The organism is Paenibacillus sp. B46(2026) (genome assembly GCF_056786355.1).
The window spans coordinates 4,739,677-4,755,387 of sequence record NZ_CM165907.1 but is presented as its reverse complement, the minus strand read 5'-3'; the positions used below and the strand labels follow the sequence as shown (position 1 = coordinate 4,755,387).

The window sequence follows — 15,711 nt, the reverse complement described above, 5'->3', positions numbered from 1 at the left end:
TGTTTTGGTTTCGTTGTACTATCAAAAGTGGGCTATGTATGTTCCCTATTTCTTCGAAAGGAAGTTTTTGCACCATGATGGGAAGATCCCACCTGATGATCGGGACAGGCGTATCACTTTCTGTACTTCAGCTGGCTGGTATGCCGGTGACTGCACCGGCAGTTACGGTTGCTCTGATTGGTTCCTTATTGCCTGACATCGATGAGCCGAATTCACTGCTGGTATCTAGAGCATTGCCTAATAGCCTGATCAGGCTGTTACAGACCATTCTTTTGCCGACAGCTGTATTTGTGTACTTTTATGTTCATGCCAAACCGTGGAACCTGTTGCTTGCGATCCTCATTGCGCTCGTGTCATTCCTGCCCTCACGTTCGCTCCGCAAAGTGCTGATGTTTGCGATTGGACTCGGGCTGGTCTTTTATGGTCACACGTTCGCACCGTGGAACTTGATTGCAGGCAGTTTGTTAATGCTCTGCACCACACTGACTCATAGGGGACTGACACATACCCTGTACGGAACCGCAATATGGGCGGGCTTGTTGTACAGCACGACCCAGCAGCAGGGACCGGAGATCTGGGTAGCGGGAGGCACGGCATATGCGATGCATCTGTTGGCCGATTCACTAACCAATCGGGGTATTCGTCCGTTACCACCGTTCAAGTGGCGCATACGGGTGAATCTGATGAGTACAGGGACCAAGCGTGGGGCCGTTGTAGAGAATGTCTGCATTGTGCTTACTCTTATTTTGGCCTGGATTGCATTTTCACCGCTATTTCTATAGCCATCCAAAAACGCCAGCCCGCTTATTGTGGGCTGGCGTTTACAGGTATGCATTTCATAATTCATAATAACCTAGCCAATTCAGGATTGAGAAGGAGAATCAGTCAGGTCGTCAATATCGGAAGAACCGAATACAAATAAAACAACAAGAATGACAATGATCAGTAGCTCAGCGAACCCATTTCCGTCAAAGTCAGACATCACTTCAACCTCATTTCTTGGCGTTTAAGAATTGATTCTCTGTTGGAAAGCCCGTATAACGTCATTTAACGTCATATCGCCACCGATCTCATCGAGGAATTGCACCAGTTTGTCTTGATTCGATGGTGTAATATTTTGTAACGTTTTATACTGCCCGACCAGTTCAACGACCAAAGTAGCTTCTCGAAACAATGTGACCGCATCCACGCGTAACTTCCCGCTTACCAGTAATGCTGCAACGATAAGTTCCAGATTTCTTCCTTTAAGGTTGCCATTGAGAAGGGTGTTTGCGGCATTTGTTTTTTTAGAACTTTTATTTGATTTTCCATTCCTTCTCACTGCCATAACAGGTCCCCCGCTGCTTGGAGTATGATTCATCTACCGTTATTGTATCTTATGTGTAATTCCCTATAATGTTCGGCCTATTAATCTACGTACGTACGTTGAACTAAAGAATATTTACACCTACCACTCCGATGACAGAACAGCCTTCCGATCGCTGTTTACTCAGATTTTCTGATCCCCTTTCTCAAAGGTGAAAATCGGATATAAAGGCGAACGCTTCGATTCTCCAGCTTATTTCTGTCCTCTACGTTCTCGTGTAAATGTATAGTTCAACTGATATAGTTGTGGAAATAAAAAAGAGACCTCCCGATATAGTCAGGAGGTCTCTTGTCCATTTGAAAATCAAGTCAACTGTTACGCGTTATCAATGATGGAATTCATTGTTGTCCGATCCAGACCCTTCACCAGCTTCACAATCAGCTCCTTGGCTGCATCATAGTCGTCTGTGTGGATGATGGAGGAGGAGGTGTGAATATAACGGGCACAGATACCAATTACCGTTGAAGGTACACCAATTCCACTCAGGTGAACTTGACCTGCATCGGTACCACCTGGCGAGATGAAATATTGCATTTTGATCTGATTGGATGAAGCCGTGTCTTGCACATACTCCACCATTCCGCGATGGGTGAACATACCCGGGTCAAAAATACGAAGTAATGCCCCTTGTCCGATATGTCCAAATGACTGTTTGTCACCTGTCATATCATTCGCGGCGCTACAGTCGAGTGCGAAGAAGATATCCGGTTGAATCAGATTGGCTGCTGTACGTGCACCGCGAAGCCCCAGTTCTTCCTGAACCGTTGCACCAGCATAGAGCGTATTAGGCAGTTTTTCCTTGTGCAGCGCTTCAACCAGTTCAAGTGCAAGTCCAACGCCATAACGATTATCCCACGCTTTGGCCATAATTTTCTTCGGATTGGCCATGGGTGTGAATTCACAGATCGGCACGATCTGCATCCCAGGATGAATGCCCCAGGATTCTGCTTCCGCCCGGTTGTCCGCTCCAATATCGAGATACATGGTGTTCAGATCTACAGGTTTGCTCCGTTGGGATTCGTCCAGCAAGTGCGTAGGTGTAGAACCAACAACCCCGATAATTCGGCGATCAGGTGTGATAATTTCCAGTCGTTGAGACAGTACAGCCTGACTCCACCATCCACCGAGTGGACGGAATTTGACCATACCCGTTTCCGTAATGCCCGTAGTCATGAAACCCACTTCGTCAAAGTGTCCGGCTACCATAACTTTAGGGCCGGATTCCTCCCCGCGTAATACACCAAAAAGACTCCCAAGACGATCCTGTACGAATTCATCGGTATAAGCGAAAAGTTGCTCTTTCATCCAGCCCCGAAGCTCTCGTTCAAAACCGGATGCGGAAGGGAACTCCGTTAACGTGCGGAACATATCCATCGTTTTTTCATTCATGTGTCAACAACTCCTCTGTTGGTATGTAAATCAGGTCACAGTAGAACGGCTACCCGCCTGTTGTCCTTTAAGATATAGTTCAAAAAGTCTTTTATCTTCATCCCATCTTCTCGGTACTGAAAACAGACTTTTTGAACACGTACTTTAAGATGCTGAGGACTTGTTATTTAACCACTGGTCACATTACAGTATGAACCTTGCGCAAGTGATTGTCCATGTTTATGTCACGTATTTAAGGCATATGTTGGGCACGTACCGTGCCCGAGTTTTATCATTTTATCCGCTGTAGTCGCAATCCTGACGCCGTTTGAGTGAATATGAATATACGGAGGAGAGGTCATCATGTTTTGAAGTTCTTCATGCTTTATATTCGCTTGTCTGCACACAGGAAGGAGTGGGGAAATCAAATGAAGCCTCCGGAAGAGGGCACGGAAAAAATGCTGTTTATCGTTCTTTTTATCTTGCTCGTGATTGTTCTTCTTTATTTATAGAACGTAATAAAATAACTCTGGAGATCCGGCGTAATCCATTCCTGCTTCCACGGCTTCATTCTGTTGGAAACATATGCTGTCTGCCGTCGGATACATAACCTTCCGATCATTAACAAACAATGAATAGAGGATTACACACATAGGCTTCATCAGCCGTAGCTGTTGATTCATTTTCACATAAAGGAGGTCTTGTATTTTGCCAGCTCAATCTGCATCGGGAAGCTCGAAAAAATCGTCGTCTCTGTCCATGGATGAAAAGGAGTATAAGAAAGTTGCCAAAAAACATGAGCCGCCTCGTCCGATCCTGAAAAATTGCCTCAAGGCATTTCTGGTTGGTGGAACCGTCTGTTTGATCGGACAGGCTATTCAGGAGGCTTTCATGGCCGGTTTCGACATGACATCGAAGGAAGCCTCCAGTCCAACGGTTGCTGTGATGATCCTCATAGCAGTTATACTGACCTGTCTTGGCGTATACGATAAGATGGCTCAGTGGGCAGGAGCAGGTACTGCAGTGCCGGTTACCGGATTTGCCAATTCCATGTGCTCTGCTGCATTAGAACATCGTGCTGAAGGACTGGTACTCGGTGTTGGTGCCAACATGTTCAAGCTTGCTGGCTCCGTTATCGTGTTCGGTGTCGTGGCGGCATTTATCGTGGGAGTCGTGTACGCCTTTTTGGGATTTGGAGGTGGGCATTTATGAAGCGATTGGGTCGACAGACGTGGCAGTTTGAGAATCGTCCGCGAATCATCGGTAAAGCTGCAGTTGTAGGACCAGAAGAAGGTGAGGGTCCATTGTCATCTGATTTCGATTATGTCTATGACAATCTTGAGATTGGCGAGAAGACGTGGGAAAAGGGAGAACGCAAACTGCTCGAACAGGCCTCTCAGCTGGCTTTGGTCAATGCAAATATCACCAAGGAGGAGCTTCACTTTTTTGTTGGTGGAGATCTGATGAATCAGATTACCAGTAGTTCCTTTTCAGCGCGAAAACTGGGCGTGCCTTACCTCGGTGTCTTTGGCGCCTGTTCTACATCCATGGAAACCCTGGCACTTGCCTCCATGATTGTTGACTCGGGAGCTGGTGACTATGTCATGGCAGGAACCGTCAGCCACAATTGTACCGTGGAGAAACAGTTTCGTTATCCGACAGAGTATGGCTCCCAGAAGCCCCCTTATGCGCAATATACCGTAACCGGTTCAGGGTGTGGTGTCGTCTCCCGTAACGGAGAGGGTCCTGTAGTAACCAGAGCAACCATTGGTCGAATTATGGATTTGGGAATTAAGGACCCCTTTAACATGGGTTCAGCTATGGCCCCGGCAGCAGCCGACACTATAATCTCTCATTTCAGGGATACCGGATTGGAACCTGGCTATTATGATCTCATTGTTACCGGAGATTTGGCATCCGTTGGTCTTCCAATTACGAAAGAACTCTTGCAAAAAGAGGGCATACCGATGGAACAGACGGTTTTTAATGACTGCGGACTGATGATCTATGATCGGGAGAAGCAGCCCTATGTTGTTGCCGGGGGCAGTGGATGCGGGTGTTCCGCCACTGTAACCTATGGACACATTTTGAACCGGATGCAAAAGGGTCACCTGAAGCGTGTGCTCGTCGTAGCCACAGGCGCGCTCTTGTCTCCGCTTTCGTATCAGCAGGGGGAGAGTATTCCTTGTATTGCACATGCCGTAGCCATAGAAAAGGAGGGATAGTGGGATGCAGTTTTTGTGGGCATTTATCGTTGGCGGTTTGATTTGTGTTGTGGGACAGCTTCTAATGGATGGTGTCAAACTGACGCCAGCTCATACGATGAGCACACTTGTGGTGGCAGGTGCAGTTGCGGATGCATTTGGCGTGTATGACCCCCTGGTTAAATTTGCAGGTGCGGGTGCAACCATCCCCATCACAAGTTTCGGTAATTCCTTGGTGCACGGGGCATTGACGGAGCTGGAAAAAGAGGGATGGCTGGGTGTGATTACAGGGATTTTCGATCTGACTGCGGCGGGGATTTCGTCAGCGATCATCTTTTCTTTTCTCGCGGCATTGGTCGTTAAACCAAAAGGCTAACATAGAATGAGAAATCTACTTGAACATATTGCGACTCAAAAAAGGTTTCGGATAACTTCTATCCGGGCCTTTTTTGTCGTATTCATGCGAGAACTGCGGCGAATCTGACGGGCTGGAAACAAATTGTGAGTTCCTTCGAGTGTACTCGTGACTCTGGATCATGTACAATAAAAGGAAATCTGTATGCTTTTTTAGGAGGTTAGACCACATGCCTGTGCGCAAAGAGTCGATCCAAATCATATCCGCAGTTCGTTCAAATCTGGAATCCTGTATTATGGGGAAATCCTTTGAAATTCAACTTTTACTTACAGCTTTGCTTGCAGGCGGGCACGTTCTGATTGAAGACGTACCGGGAACTGGCAAAACGCAATTAATCAAGGCATTATCGAAATCCATGCGTGGTGAGTACCGACGCATTCAATGTAATCCTGATATTTTACCTAGTGATATTACGGGGGTATCTGTGTTTCATCCGAAGGATGAGCGGTTTTATTTCCGGCCAGGTCCTGTGATGACCAACATTTTGCTAGCTGATGAGATTAACCGGGCCACAACAAAAACCCAATCAGCTCTGCTTGAGGTTATGGAGGAGCGCAGTGTAACCGTTGATGGTGATACGTATGATCTTCCACATCCATTCATGCTCTGTGCAACTCAGAATCCGATTGATTTTGAAGGGACGTACACTTTGCCGGAAGCACAACTCGACCGGTTTATGTTGAAAATAAGTCTAGGCTATCCCGATAAAGAAATTGAGAAAATTCTATTGAAACAGCATCAGCTCGGTCAGCCTGTAGATCGTCTTGAATCCGTGACTCATATGGACCAGATCTCGGCAATCCAGCAGGAGATTAAAGAGGTCTTTATCGGTGATCCGGTTATGGACTATCTGCTTGATGTTGTTCGTCAAACCCGCTCCCACCCATCTGTATTGCTGGGTGCCAGCCCACGGGCAGCCATATCGTTCATGATGGCCGTAAAAGCCTTTGCTTTCTTACAGGAACGTGATTATGTGCTTCCGGATGATGTGAAGACGATGGCCCCTTATGTGATCTCTCATCGTATTGTGCTCCGTCCCGAATCGAGATTGGACAGCATGAGTTCCGAGGCCGTTCTGAATGCCGTACTTCAGCAGGTTCGCGTGCCCGTCTCCATGGGGCAATAGTTCATGAAGCCGCTTTTGAGTACAGTGAATAGAGGGCTGCGCCACCCACGCGTATGGAGCATCGCAATGGTGTGGATGTGCTGTCTGGCTTATGTTTTGTTTCAGGGCGGGAAGACATCCCTTATGCTGCTGTCGATGGTGACCCTGCTCTGTGTGTATCTTGCCATTGCTGGATTTAGCGGAGTAAGACGTGCTCAGGGAGTGCGTAAGCTATCTTCAGGTCCGGACCACGAAGAATTGCTGCATGCGGGTGATCAGGTTCAAGTACAGTTGAGTCTGACTATTCCGGGATTCCTCCCGCTTCCCTATGTTGTTGTACGTGAAATGCTGCACCGGCATAACGGGGAATCCTGGTCGTTCAAGGAAAGTTTGATTCCCAATATGCGAGGAAATGGCGAGTTGTCTTTCCAGACACCGCCACTTGAGCGGGGCAAATATGTTTTTTCAGAAACTGAATGCGCCAGTGAAGACATTTTTGGACTGATTGAACATCGGGGGAAATTTAAGGCTAAAGGTGAGTTTCGCGTACTGCCAAGAACGGTATTTATTCCATATTGGCAGCTATACGACCGCAAATCACGGTTATCCGGTCCTCAGACGGCGTTAACCCGTTCACGGAGAGAGACCACTCAGATCAATGGTGTACGTGACTACGTATACGGAGATCGACTTTCCCGCATTCACTGGAATGCAACGGCAAAGACAGGGAACTGGAAGTCCAAGGAGTTCGAACATGAGTCTGTGCCCAAAACCATTCTGGTTCTGGATGCGCTGGCATCAAGTTATGAACATGGGGACGCATTCGAAATTGCCGTTTCCACGGCTGCCTCTCTGCTGGAGTATGGTGTCAGGGAACGAATGGGGATGGGGTTGTTGACATTGTCAGACCAGACATCCTTCATGGCCCCCAGTGAAAGTCTGATGGAACGACAGAAGATGATGCATCATTTGGTGGATATTCAATATAACGGTCAGGATACCCATATGTTGCCCGGCGTGGAAAGAATCGCACGTCAACTGCCTCAGGGAGCTTACTTTGTCGTGATTTCTCCCCAGAAGGATGAAAAAATAATGGAACTGTTGCGCTGGGCCGATACGCGGGGCATGACTCCATGTCATATTCTGATCGATACCAGTGAATCTCGCCGGAGTGCCGAGTGGAATGCCATGTTGCGTGGAAGAGGGACGAGGTCATTCACTGTTTCTCACTTGCAGGAGCTTCCAACGGTGATGGGGGGAGGTTCTGTATGAGTACAAAAGGAAATGAAAATGTTGCAGGCAAACGATCCTGGTATCATGCAGCGTCATTGATCTGGATTTTCCTGATTGGAATGCAGTGGATTTCATTTACGCAGGAATCGTGGTACACGGAGACGACTTCTCTGGTGTTATGGACACTTGCAGCGGTCAGTGTGCTGGAGGTCATTCTGCCCTTCAAAACGATGTATCGGGCGATCATCAAGGCGGTCGTTGTTGGTTACATTTTGCATAAAACGTTAATTGATTATACGGTGTACATTCCTTATGGCTCTTTAACGGACCGAGCGGAGCAATTCATATTACATATGACGCCGTACATCTGGTTCTCCCTGTGTGCATGGGTGATGCTTGAAGCTGCTCTTCGCCTCGTGACCACCACACGTCGCATTCTTGTTTTTCTGGGTGTCAACATCATTTCGATGGGAATTCTCGATTCTTTCACTCAGATTCCACTCTGGATTGAAATCGCGTGGGTGATGTTTGCGGGGATGGGATGGCTCGTATGTCAGCATTTCCGTAATTATCAGCTACAGTATCCACAAGGTTGGAAACGAATCATCCGTTATCCTTATAAAGTCCTGGCCAACATTGCCATTATCTTTTCTTTAATTATTGTGGCCAGCGTTAATATGCCGGAGATTCCACCCACCTTGACAGACCCATATACGGCGTGGCGTAACTATACCGGTACTTCCACAAGTCAGGCTGGTAACGGAAACCTTGATATTCCGGCGGCTACCGAATCGGGATACAGCAGGGAAGACAATCAGCTTGGTGGAGGATTCAACTTCGACTATACTCCTGTGATGTCTGTCACCACCAATGAGCGTAGTTACTGGCGTGGTGAGACCCGTGCAGAGTATACAGGTACAGGTTGGGATGACCGGGGACGGGGTGCGACAGAGAATGTTGAAGCAGGACAACCTCTGGAGAACCAAGAATCCGGAAATGTGAATACCAAACAAGTGACTCAGAACGTAACGATGCTGAATGACAATGTCTATCCGATTCTCTTTGGTGCTTATTCGATCTCGGAAGTGAGCTCGATTAATGGTGAAGACAGAACGGAACGGATGTTGTGGAATGCCGAGCAGGCTGAACTGCATGTGGTGACAGACCGTCAGCAACCACAGTATCCCAAGACGTACACCATCGTATCGGAAGCTCCTGTGATTGTGGAAGATGAGCTTCGTACAAAGTCTTTTGAAGATCTGTATAACAGTAATCCGGCAGACGATATGTACTTGCAGTTACCATCCCGTTTCCCTGACCGGGTTTCGGATTTGGCAACTGAAATAACGGCATCTGCGAATACCCCGTATGAAAAAGTGGCATTACTGCAAAACTATTTACAAACCAATTTTGAATACACGAACAATCCGGATTTATCTCGAAAAGTAAGCAGCGACTTTGTGGAAGGCTTCCTGTTTGACATTATGGAAGGCTATTGTGACTATTTCTCTACTGCGCTGGTAATGATGGCGCGCTCAGAGGGCATCCCTGCAAGGTGGGTTAAAGGTTATGCGCCTGGACAACTGTCCCTGAATTCGGACATGCAGGCTCCACGTCAACCTGGCGCGGAGATTGAGACGACCTACACCGTTACCAATGCAGATGCACACTCCTGGGCAGAGGTTTACTTTGGTGAGTATGGATGGATTCCTGTTGAAGCAACGCCGGGCTTTGATATGCCGCTGCTGACGGAACAGCCTGATGTACAGCCTGTAGATGAGCCTGAAGAAGAGCCAGAAGAGGAGCCGGTACAAGAGGAAGAGCAGACCCCTGCACATGAGCAGACATCGTCTGCCATCCCGACTTTTGTTATCTGGGCTGCAGGAGCCATTATTGTATTGTGGGTAGCATATATGTTCTGGCGTAATCGTTTCTCCATGCGATTCTTCCTGCTTCGTCTACGGACAGGTGGACCGCTCACCCCTGAACAGAAGGTGGTGGCAGAGACCGAGCGTTGGATTCAATATGTGAAGCGCAAAGGTCTGACCCGGAGCGGAGACGAGACACTTCGTGAATCGGTAACCCGCTGGAGCCAGGCCAAACCAGCTGCAGAAGCTACATTGCATGAGCTTCTCACGAAGTTTGAACAGACCCGCTACAGTCCGGCTTCCGTAACTGCCGACGACTGGAAGGGTGTCTATCAGACAGCCTTGAAGCTGCGGAAGGAACTGAAAGCGGAACGGGCATAGTTGCTGCCCGTCCCGTTTTTCCTTTTTTCCTATGCCATCAGGAGCTGTATGCATTTTCAGGAAAGACGGATTTGTGATATAGTGTGTCGTATGAAACTGAGGTGACTTCTTTGTTTAAAATGTTAATGCCCAAGCTGCGTGTAGACACGGTTTTTGACATTAATCTGGAAGAGCTGTACGCTCAAGGCTACCGTGGAATTATAACTGATCTGGATAACACACTCGTTGGAGCCAAAGCCCCTGACGCTACGCCCGAACTGATTGAATGGTTTGCACGTGTGAAAGAGGCAGGTTTCAAGCTGATGATTGTGTCCAATAACAATTTGAATCGTGTATCCCTGTTTGCGACCCCGCTGGATATCCAGTTTGTGCATAGTGCACGCAAACCATCGAATGTACCGTTTCGTAGAGCAATGAAAATGATGGAGTTATCTCCTGAAAAAACGATTGTAGTAGGCGATCAGATGCTTACGGATGTCTATGGAGGGAACCGAATGGGGCTATATACCGTTCTGGTACTGCCAATCTCCATTGGGGACGAAGGCTTCATGACCCGCTTCAATCGACGCGTGGAACGGATTGCTCTAACGAGTTTACGCAAGAAAGGCTTATGGCTTGAGGAGGAAAAGAAGAAATGACAGAACCGCATAACGGCAACCTTGCCGTAAGGTGCAGCGGATGCGGCGTGCATCTGCAAACAGAAAATTCGGAATTACCAGGGTTTATCCCCGAGAAGGCACGGGATCGTGAACCGGTTATATGCCAGCGTTGTTTCCGTATCAAAAACTACAATGAGTCATCATCCGTTACGGTGGATCAGGACGAATTCCTGGCGCTGCTTAGCAAAATCGGGGATAAGGATGCACTTGTCATCCATATCGTTGATTTGTTTGACTTTGATGGCAGTATTATCTCTGGTCTGCAACGTTTTGTAGGCAACAATCCGGTATTGCTTGCTGTGAACAAAACGGACTTGCTTCCGAAAGTAACCAATTGGAACAAGGTACGCAACTGGGTACAAAAGCAAGCCAAAGAACAAGGTTTGCGTACAGTGGATGTAGTCTTGTGCAGTGCGAAGCAAAATCAGGGCTTCGACCGACTGCTTGAGCTTGTGGGAACGTATCGCGAAGATCGTGACGTGTACGTGGTTGGCGGTACCAATGTGGGCAAATCCACACTGATTAACCGTCTGATCCGTGATTACAGTGATCTGGAGCAGGAACTGACCACATCCCGTTATCCGGGAACAACGCTGGATATGGTGAACATTCCGCTGGATGATGGGAAATATATTATTGATACGCCTGGAATCGTGTATCCATGGCGTTTCAGCGAGATTGTTTCCCGTAAGGATCTCGCTGCCATCATGCCGGAAAAACCGCTTAAACCGGCTGTGTATCAGTTGAATTCCGGTCAGACGCTGTTCTTTGGCGGCATGGCTCGATTCGACTTTGTTGAAGGTGATCGCCAGTCGTTCACTTGTTTCATCAGCACTGCGCTTGATATTCACCGGACGAAGCTGGAGCGTGCAGATGACCTGTACCGCGACCACTTGGGAGAATTGTTGTCTCCGCCAACCCGTGAGGATGCAGCAGAGATGGCTGAATGGACCAGACATGAATTCCGCATCAAACGCGGCAGTCAATCGGATGTATTTATCTCTGGGCTGGGCTGGATTAAGGTAAATGGGGATATTGGAGCGCTGGTTGCTGTGCATGCTCCAAAAGGTATTCGTGTACAGATCCGTCCATCCTTGATCTAGTATAATCTCAGAACCTGTACATCAGAGCGGATTGGAGGCGGACCTATGTCTGAGCAGAAAAAGTTCAACCCTGCACTTCCCGTATTGCTTGGCGTTATGGGTGATCCTATTGCTCACTCCAAGTCACCGGCAATGCACAATGCGGCTCTGCAGGCTGCAGGAGTGAATGGCATGTATATGCCACTGCATGTTCATCCGGATCAACTGGAAGCGGCAGTTCGTGGAATTGTGGCATTGGGCTATCGTGGTGTCAATGTCACCATCCCGCACAAAGAACAGGTGATGCAGTACCTGGATGTGATCGATGAAAGTGCTGGCCTCATTGGTGCGGTGAATACCATCGTTAATGAAGGTGGAATACTGACAGGGTACAATACGGATGGTATTGGCTATGTCCGATCCCTGAAGGAAGAGGCTGTGCCGGAGCTTGCGGGCAAACGTATTGCTGTACTGGGCGCAGGTGGAGCAGCGAGAGGTGTCATATATGCACTTGCACTGGAGAAGCCTGAGCGGATCCACATTCTGAACCGTACAGCGGACAGGGCTATTGCACTTGCTTCGGATTTACGGGGCCATGGCTTGGGAGAAATCTCGGGCGGTGGCATGGAAGACGCCGCGACGGTCTTGGCTACGGCTGATATTGTTATTAACACAACGGCTGCCGGAATGCATCCGCATGTTGATGACGTACCGGTTGATCCTGTACTAATTCGTGAAGGCGCAGCTGTGAGTGATCTGATCTACAATCCGCTGGAAACCCGCCTGCTTAGGGAGTCGCGGTTACGCGGATGCACGGTGCACGGTGGTCTGGGTATGTTTGTATACCAGGGCGCTGTAGCCTTTGAACATTGGCTCGGCATTCCGGTTCCTGTGGAGACGATGAGACGAGCTGTACTAAACAGTTTTGAAGTGTGAAAATGATATTAAGAGTACATGCAGACAAAGAGTGCAGAACCAATCTGAAGAAACGGAGTGGTCGCTTAAAAGCTTTCTGCAAGAAAGCTGCTTCGGAAGCATAAGCTATCACCGGATTTTCCCTTTATGAAAAGGGATCAGAAAAATCTGGGGATAACAGCGATCGGAAGATGGTACTGCAATCGGAGTCACCTTGTGTACTCAGTGATCATTTTCACCATTGAAAAATAATAATTGAACGGTCAGGTCCGGTCAGTCTTTGAGCTGTCGAAGGGCCTGCTCAACATAAGGAGTATGGAGTATTCATGTTAAACGGTAAACAAAAGCGCTTTTTGCGGTCACAGGCACATCACCTGACCCCTGTATTTCAGATTGGTAAAGGTGGAACAAACGAGCACCTGTTCCGTCACATCGAAGATGCGATTGAGAAGCGCGAATTGATGAAAGTGCAAGTATTGAACAACAATGACGAGGACAGAAAAGAAATGGCAGAAGAAGTTGCCCGTGAAACGGGAAGTGAACTTGTACAACTCATCGGTAACACAATCATCCTGTACAAAGAATCTCGCGATAACAAACAAATCGAACTACCTAGATAAGGGAGCGTGACGCGGGTGAAGATCGGCATCATGGGTGGTACGTTTGATCCGATCCACATGGGACACCTCCTGGCAGCTGAAGCGGCAAGGGATTCGCATGCACTGGATGAGATCTGGTTCATGCCCTCCCATGTTCCACCTCACAAACGCGGAGCCGGAGCTTCGGGACAGCAACGTCTCGATATGACGGAAGCGGCTGTGAAGGGTGTGCAGCAATATGAGGTGCTGGGTATCGAGATGGAATTGGGCGGAGTGTCTTATACCATCGATACGATGAAGGAACTGTGGCGTCGCCATCCTGAACATGAATTTTATTTCATTATCGGGGCGGATATGGTGAACTATCTTCCCAAATGGGAGCAGATTGAAGAACTTGCCGAACGCCTAACCTTTATTGGGGTTGGTCGGCCGGGTTTCCAGTTACATCTGGATGATTTACCAGACGAGTTACAGGATCGGGTTCTGCTGGCCGAGATGCCCTTGGTCGATATTTCATCGACAGCCGTGCGCAGACGACTGGCCAAAGGACATTCGGTACGCTTCATGATTCCCGATGAGGTGCACCAATACATTGTAAGGAGCGGTTTATATGGCACTAAGCCGTGAGGAACTGATTCAAGCCGTATCCGGACAAATGCCGGAAAAACGCTGGAAGCATACACTAGGCGTGATGGAATCGGCAGTGATGTTGGCTGAAAAATACGGTGCTGATCCTGTAAAAGCGGATCTCGCAGCGATATTGCATGATGTGGCGAAGTACTGGCCCGTAGCGGAGATGGAAGCGGTCATCCGTGATAACGGATTAAACCAGGAACTTCTGCAGCATGACAAGCAGCTCTGGCATTCCGAAGTCGGTGCTTTTGTAGCCGAGCGTGATTACGGTGTTGAAGATTCCGAAGTTATTCATGCCATCCGGTGGCATACCTCGGGTCGGGTGGGCATGAGCCTGCTGGACAAAGTGGTATGCCTTGCCGATTACATTGAACCGGGACGAGATTTCCCGGGAGTGGATCATATTCGCGAACAGGCTGAACGTAGTCTGGAGGAAGGGTTAATTGCCGGATTTGACTCGACGATCAGCTTGCTGATCTCGCAGCGCCGTGTCATTTATCCTTTGACCATGCTGTCGCGGAATGACTTAATTGCACAATTATAGAGGTTGTTCAAAAAGTCCACTTTTGATTACGAAGGATCTTTTTGAACACACAATTATAGATTATGGAGGTTGGTTCATGACAGTATCATCGAAAGAACTTATGAATATGGCGGTTGCTGCCGCTGACGACAAAAAGGCATCCAATATTGTTGCATTGGATCTGATTAATGTTTCCCTGGTGGCGGACTATTTTGTTATCTGTCACGGGAATTCCGATACACAGGTACAGGCCATTGCCACTGAAATTCGCAAACAGGCTCATGCAGCCGGAGCGACGATCAAAGGTATCGAAGGTATGGATTCTGCACGTTGGGTACTGATGGACATGGGCGATGTTGTTGTTCATATCTTCCACCGCGACGAGCGTGAGTACTACAACATTGAACGTCTATGGTCTGATGCCAAAGTGGTGGAAACTGTATGAGTTTGATTGCTGGAACAGTCGTCTCTTTGCCGGTTTCACGTGAAGTGTCTCCGTTTGGCTTCTTTTTGACGACAGGATCGGAAGATGTACTTCTTCACTATACCGAGTTAACGCGGGATGTTAAGATTGGCGAGACGTTGGAGGTATTTGTATTCTTTGATACCGAAGATCGTCTGGCCGTAACGATGAAAAAGCCTTATCTCATGCTTGGCGAAATGGCACGACTGGTTGTGGCTGATGTTCACCCACGACTGGGCTGTTTCCTGGAAATGGGGCTTGGACGGCAATTGCTGCTTCCTATTCGTGAACTGCCTGAACTGGAAGAACTGCGTCCTCAAGTAGGGGATGAAGTCTTTGTAATCATGGAACATGACAAGCAGGGACGTCTGCGTGCCAAATTGGCCGGGGAACGTGAGCTTTCACCATTGTCTTTCCATGCTCCAACGACCTGGTTAAACGAGTGGGTGGAAGCGACGGTATACAAGCCACTGCAGATGGGTACTTTTGTACTTGTAGAGGGCGGTGTGCTGGGTTTTGGCGCGATTGGTATGATTCATTCATCTGAACGTAGTCATATGCTGCGCCTTGGTGAAAAAGTTAAATGTCGGGTGACACTGGTGCGTGAAGACGGACGTGTGAATCTGGCCATGACTCAACTCAAACAAGTTGGACGTAACGAAGATGCAGACAAGCTGCTCGCCTTTATGAAAGAGCGTCCTATGGGCGGCATGCCATACTCGGATGCAACTCCGCCGGATATCATCAAGCAGCGCTTTGGCATCAGTAAGTCCGCTTTCAAGCGTGCCTTGGGCAAATTGATGAAGGACGGATTGGTGGTCCAAAAGGAAAGCTGGACGTATCTGTCCGAATCTGCACCTGCGGATCAAAGTGAAAACAAGTAATTTTCCTGATTAA

General features: G+C 48.2%; 18 protein-coding genes. 15 read left to right on the top strand and 3 right to left on the bottom strand.

The annotated features are described in order from the left end of the window. Positions 1-74: 74 nt before the first annotated feature. Complete coding sequence (locus tag AC1S8V_RS21350; RefSeq protein ID WP_482070645.1) at positions 75-782, top strand: metal-dependent hydrolase; 708 nt, start codon at positions 75-77, stop codon at positions 780-782. Between the two features lie 224 nt (positions 783-1,006). Here the strand turns inward: AC1S8V_RS21350 and AC1S8V_RS21345 are convergent, their stop codons facing one another. The 3 genes from AC1S8V_RS21345 to AC1S8V_RS21335 all read right to left on the bottom strand — a co-directional run bounded on the left by AC1S8V_RS21345 (position 1,007) and on the right by AC1S8V_RS21335 (position 3,417). Then, positions 1,007-1,327, bottom strand: coding sequence for a hypothetical protein (locus tag AC1S8V_RS21345; RefSeq protein ID WP_482070644.1), 321 nt, complete (start codon positions 1,325-1,327; stop codon positions 1,007-1,009). Positions 1,328-1,681: 354 nt separating this feature from the next. Further along, a complete protein-coding gene (locus AC1S8V_RS21340; RefSeq protein ID WP_482070643.1) occupies positions 1,682-2,755 on the bottom strand; it encodes a M42 family metallopeptidase in 1,074 nt (357 codons plus the stop codon). A 485-nt stretch (positions 2,756-3,240) separates the two neighbouring features. Then, entirely contained in the window at positions 3,241-3,417 is a 177-nt protein-coding gene (locus AC1S8V_RS21335) for a hypothetical protein (RefSeq protein WP_482070642.1), read from the bottom strand. A 25-nt stretch (positions 3,418-3,442) separates the two neighbouring features. Between AC1S8V_RS21335 and spoVAC the strand changes: the two genes are divergently transcribed. The 14 genes from spoVAC (at position 3,443) to AC1S8V_RS21265 (ending at position 15,698) form a co-directional block, all read left to right on the top strand. Then, positions 3,443-3,946 (top strand): stage V sporulation protein AC, encoded by a 504-nt coding sequence (spoVAC, locus tag AC1S8V_RS21330; RefSeq protein WP_482070641.1) that lies wholly within the window; start codon positions 3,443-3,445, stop codon positions 3,944-3,946. Further along, positions 3,943-4,959, top strand: coding sequence for a stage V sporulation protein AD (gene spoVAD, locus AC1S8V_RS21325; RefSeq protein ID WP_482070640.1), 1,017 nt, complete (start codon positions 3,943-3,945; stop codon positions 4,957-4,959). The genes spoVAC and spoVAD overlap by 4 nt, the downstream gene beginning before the upstream one ends. A gap of 4 nt (positions 4,960-4,963) precedes the next feature. Then, positions 4,964-5,314 carry a stage V sporulation protein AE gene (gene spoVAE / locus AC1S8V_RS21320; protein WP_433745647.1) on the top strand — a complete coding sequence of 117 codons (351 nt, stop codon included), beginning with the start codon at positions 4,964-4,966 and terminating at the stop codon, positions 5,312-5,314. A gap of 208 nt (positions 5,315-5,522) precedes the next feature. Continuing rightward, positions 5,523-6,479 carry an AAA family ATPase gene (locus AC1S8V_RS21315; RefSeq protein WP_036615157.1) on the top strand — a complete coding sequence of 319 codons (957 nt, stop codon included), beginning with the start codon at positions 5,523-5,525 and terminating at the stop codon, positions 6,477-6,479. Between the two features lie 3 nt (positions 6,480-6,482). After that, the gene (locus tag AC1S8V_RS21310; protein ID WP_482070639.1) at positions 6,483-7,730 is read left to right on the top strand and encodes a DUF58 domain-containing protein; all 1,248 of its coding nucleotides are present in this window, start codon (positions 6,483-6,485) and stop codon (positions 7,728-7,730) included. Continuing rightward, positions 7,727-9,940 carry a DUF4129 domain-containing transglutaminase family protein gene (locus tag AC1S8V_RS21305; RefSeq protein ID WP_482070638.1) on the top strand — a complete coding sequence of 738 codons (2,214 nt, stop codon included), beginning with the start codon at positions 7,727-7,729 and terminating at the stop codon, positions 9,938-9,940. The genes AC1S8V_RS21310 and AC1S8V_RS21305 overlap by 4 nt, the downstream gene beginning before the upstream one ends. Positions 9,941-10,050: 110 nt before the next feature. Continuing rightward, positions 10,051-10,578: a YqeG family HAD IIIA-type phosphatase gene (locus tag AC1S8V_RS21300; protein WP_036668542.1), complete on the top strand. Its 528-nt coding sequence runs from the start codon at positions 10,051-10,053 to the stop codon at positions 10,576-10,578. Next, positions 10,575-11,702: a ribosome biogenesis GTPase YqeH gene (gene yqeH, locus AC1S8V_RS21295; protein ID WP_482070637.1), complete on the top strand. Its 1,128-nt coding sequence runs from the start codon at positions 10,575-10,577 to the stop codon at positions 11,700-11,702. The genes AC1S8V_RS21300 and yqeH overlap by 4 nt, the downstream gene beginning before the upstream one ends. Before the next feature lie 45 nt (positions 11,703-11,747). Continuing rightward, on the top strand, positions 11,748-12,617 hold the full coding sequence (gene aroE, locus AC1S8V_RS21290; protein ID WP_482070636.1) for a shikimate dehydrogenase: 870 nt from the start codon (positions 11,748-11,750) through the stop codon (positions 12,615-12,617). A 305-nt stretch (positions 12,618-12,922) separates the two neighbouring features. Then, positions 12,923-13,216: a ribosome assembly RNA-binding protein YhbY gene (gene yhbY / locus AC1S8V_RS21285; protein ID WP_017687186.1), complete on the top strand. Its 294-nt coding sequence runs from the start codon at positions 12,923-12,925 to the stop codon at positions 13,214-13,216. A gap of 15 nt (positions 13,217-13,231) precedes the next feature. Next, on the top strand, positions 13,232-13,822 hold the full coding sequence (locus AC1S8V_RS21280; RefSeq protein WP_074095918.1) for a nicotinate-nucleotide adenylyltransferase: 591 nt from the start codon (positions 13,232-13,234) through the stop codon (positions 13,820-13,822). Beyond that, the gene (gene yqeK / locus AC1S8V_RS21275; RefSeq protein ID WP_482070635.1) at positions 13,806-14,372 is read left to right on the top strand and encodes a bis(5'-nucleosyl)-tetraphosphatase (symmetrical) YqeK; all 567 of its coding nucleotides are present in this window, start codon (positions 13,806-13,808) and stop codon (positions 14,370-14,372) included. Before AC1S8V_RS21280 ends, yqeK begins: the two co-directional genes overlap by 17 nt. Positions 14,373-14,448: 76 nt before the next feature. After that, positions 14,449-14,796, top strand: a complete 348-nt coding sequence (rsfS, locus tag AC1S8V_RS21270; protein ID WP_036615136.1) for a ribosome silencing factor — start codon at positions 14,449-14,451, stop codon at positions 14,794-14,796. Next, positions 14,793-15,698 (top strand): CvfB family protein, encoded by a 906-nt coding sequence (locus tag AC1S8V_RS21265; RefSeq protein WP_482070634.1) that lies wholly within the window; start codon positions 14,793-14,795, stop codon positions 15,696-15,698. Before rsfS ends, AC1S8V_RS21265 begins: the two co-directional genes overlap by 4 nt. Positions 15,699-15,711: the final 13 nt, after the last annotated feature.

Bases quoted from the DNA above. Each gene is read 5' to 3' on its own strand.
- spoVAD (WP_482070640.1), top strand. From the start codon at position 3,943: ATGAAGCGATTGGGTCGACAGACGTGGCAGTTTGAGAATCGTCCGCGA.
- aroE (WP_482070636.1), top strand. From the start codon at position 11,748: ATGTCTGAGCAGAAAAAGTTCAACCCTGCACTTCCCGTATTGCTTGGC.
- AC1S8V_RS21345 (WP_482070644.1), bottom strand. From the start codon at position 1,327: ATGGCAGTGAGAAGGAATGGAAAATCAAATAAAAGTTCTAAAAAAACA.
- AC1S8V_RS21340 (WP_482070643.1), bottom strand. From the start codon at position 2,755: ATGAATGAAAAAACGATGGATATGTTCCGCACGTTAACGGAGTTCCCT.
- yqeK (WP_482070635.1), top strand. From the start codon at position 13,806: ATGGCACTAAGCCGTGAGGAACTGATTCAAGCCGTATCCGGACAAATG.
- AC1S8V_RS21305 (WP_482070638.1), top strand. From the start codon at position 7,727: ATGAGTACAAAAGGAAATGAAAATGTTGCAGGCAAACGATCCTGGTAT.
- AC1S8V_RS21335 (WP_482070642.1), bottom strand. From the start codon at position 3,417: ATGAATCAACAGCTACGGCTGATGAAGCCTATGTGTGTAATCCTCTAT.
- AC1S8V_RS21315 (WP_036615157.1), top strand. From the start codon at position 5,523: ATGCCTGTGCGCAAAGAGTCGATCCAAATCATATCCGCAGTTCGTTCA.
- AC1S8V_RS21350 (WP_482070645.1), top strand. From the start codon at position 75: ATGATGGGAAGATCCCACCTGATGATCGGGACAGGCGTATCACTTTCT.
- yqeH (WP_482070637.1), top strand. From the start codon at position 10,575: ATGACAGAACCGCATAACGGCAACCTTGCCGTAAGGTGCAGCGGATGC.
- yhbY (WP_017687186.1), top strand. From the start codon at position 12,923: ATGTTAAACGGTAAACAAAAGCGCTTTTTGCGGTCACAGGCACATCAC.
- AC1S8V_RS21310 (WP_482070639.1), top strand. From the start codon at position 6,483: ATGAAGCCGCTTTTGAGTACAGTGAATAGAGGGCTGCGCCACCCACGC.
- rsfS (WP_036615136.1), top strand. From the start codon at position 14,449: ATGACAGTATCATCGAAAGAACTTATGAATATGGCGGTTGCTGCCGCT.
- spoVAE (WP_433745647.1), top strand. From the start codon at position 4,964: ATGCAGTTTTTGTGGGCATTTATCGTTGGCGGTTTGATTTGTGTTGTG.
- AC1S8V_RS21265 (WP_482070634.1), top strand. From the start codon at position 14,793: ATGAGTTTGATTGCTGGAACAGTCGTCTCTTTGCCGGTTTCACGTGAA.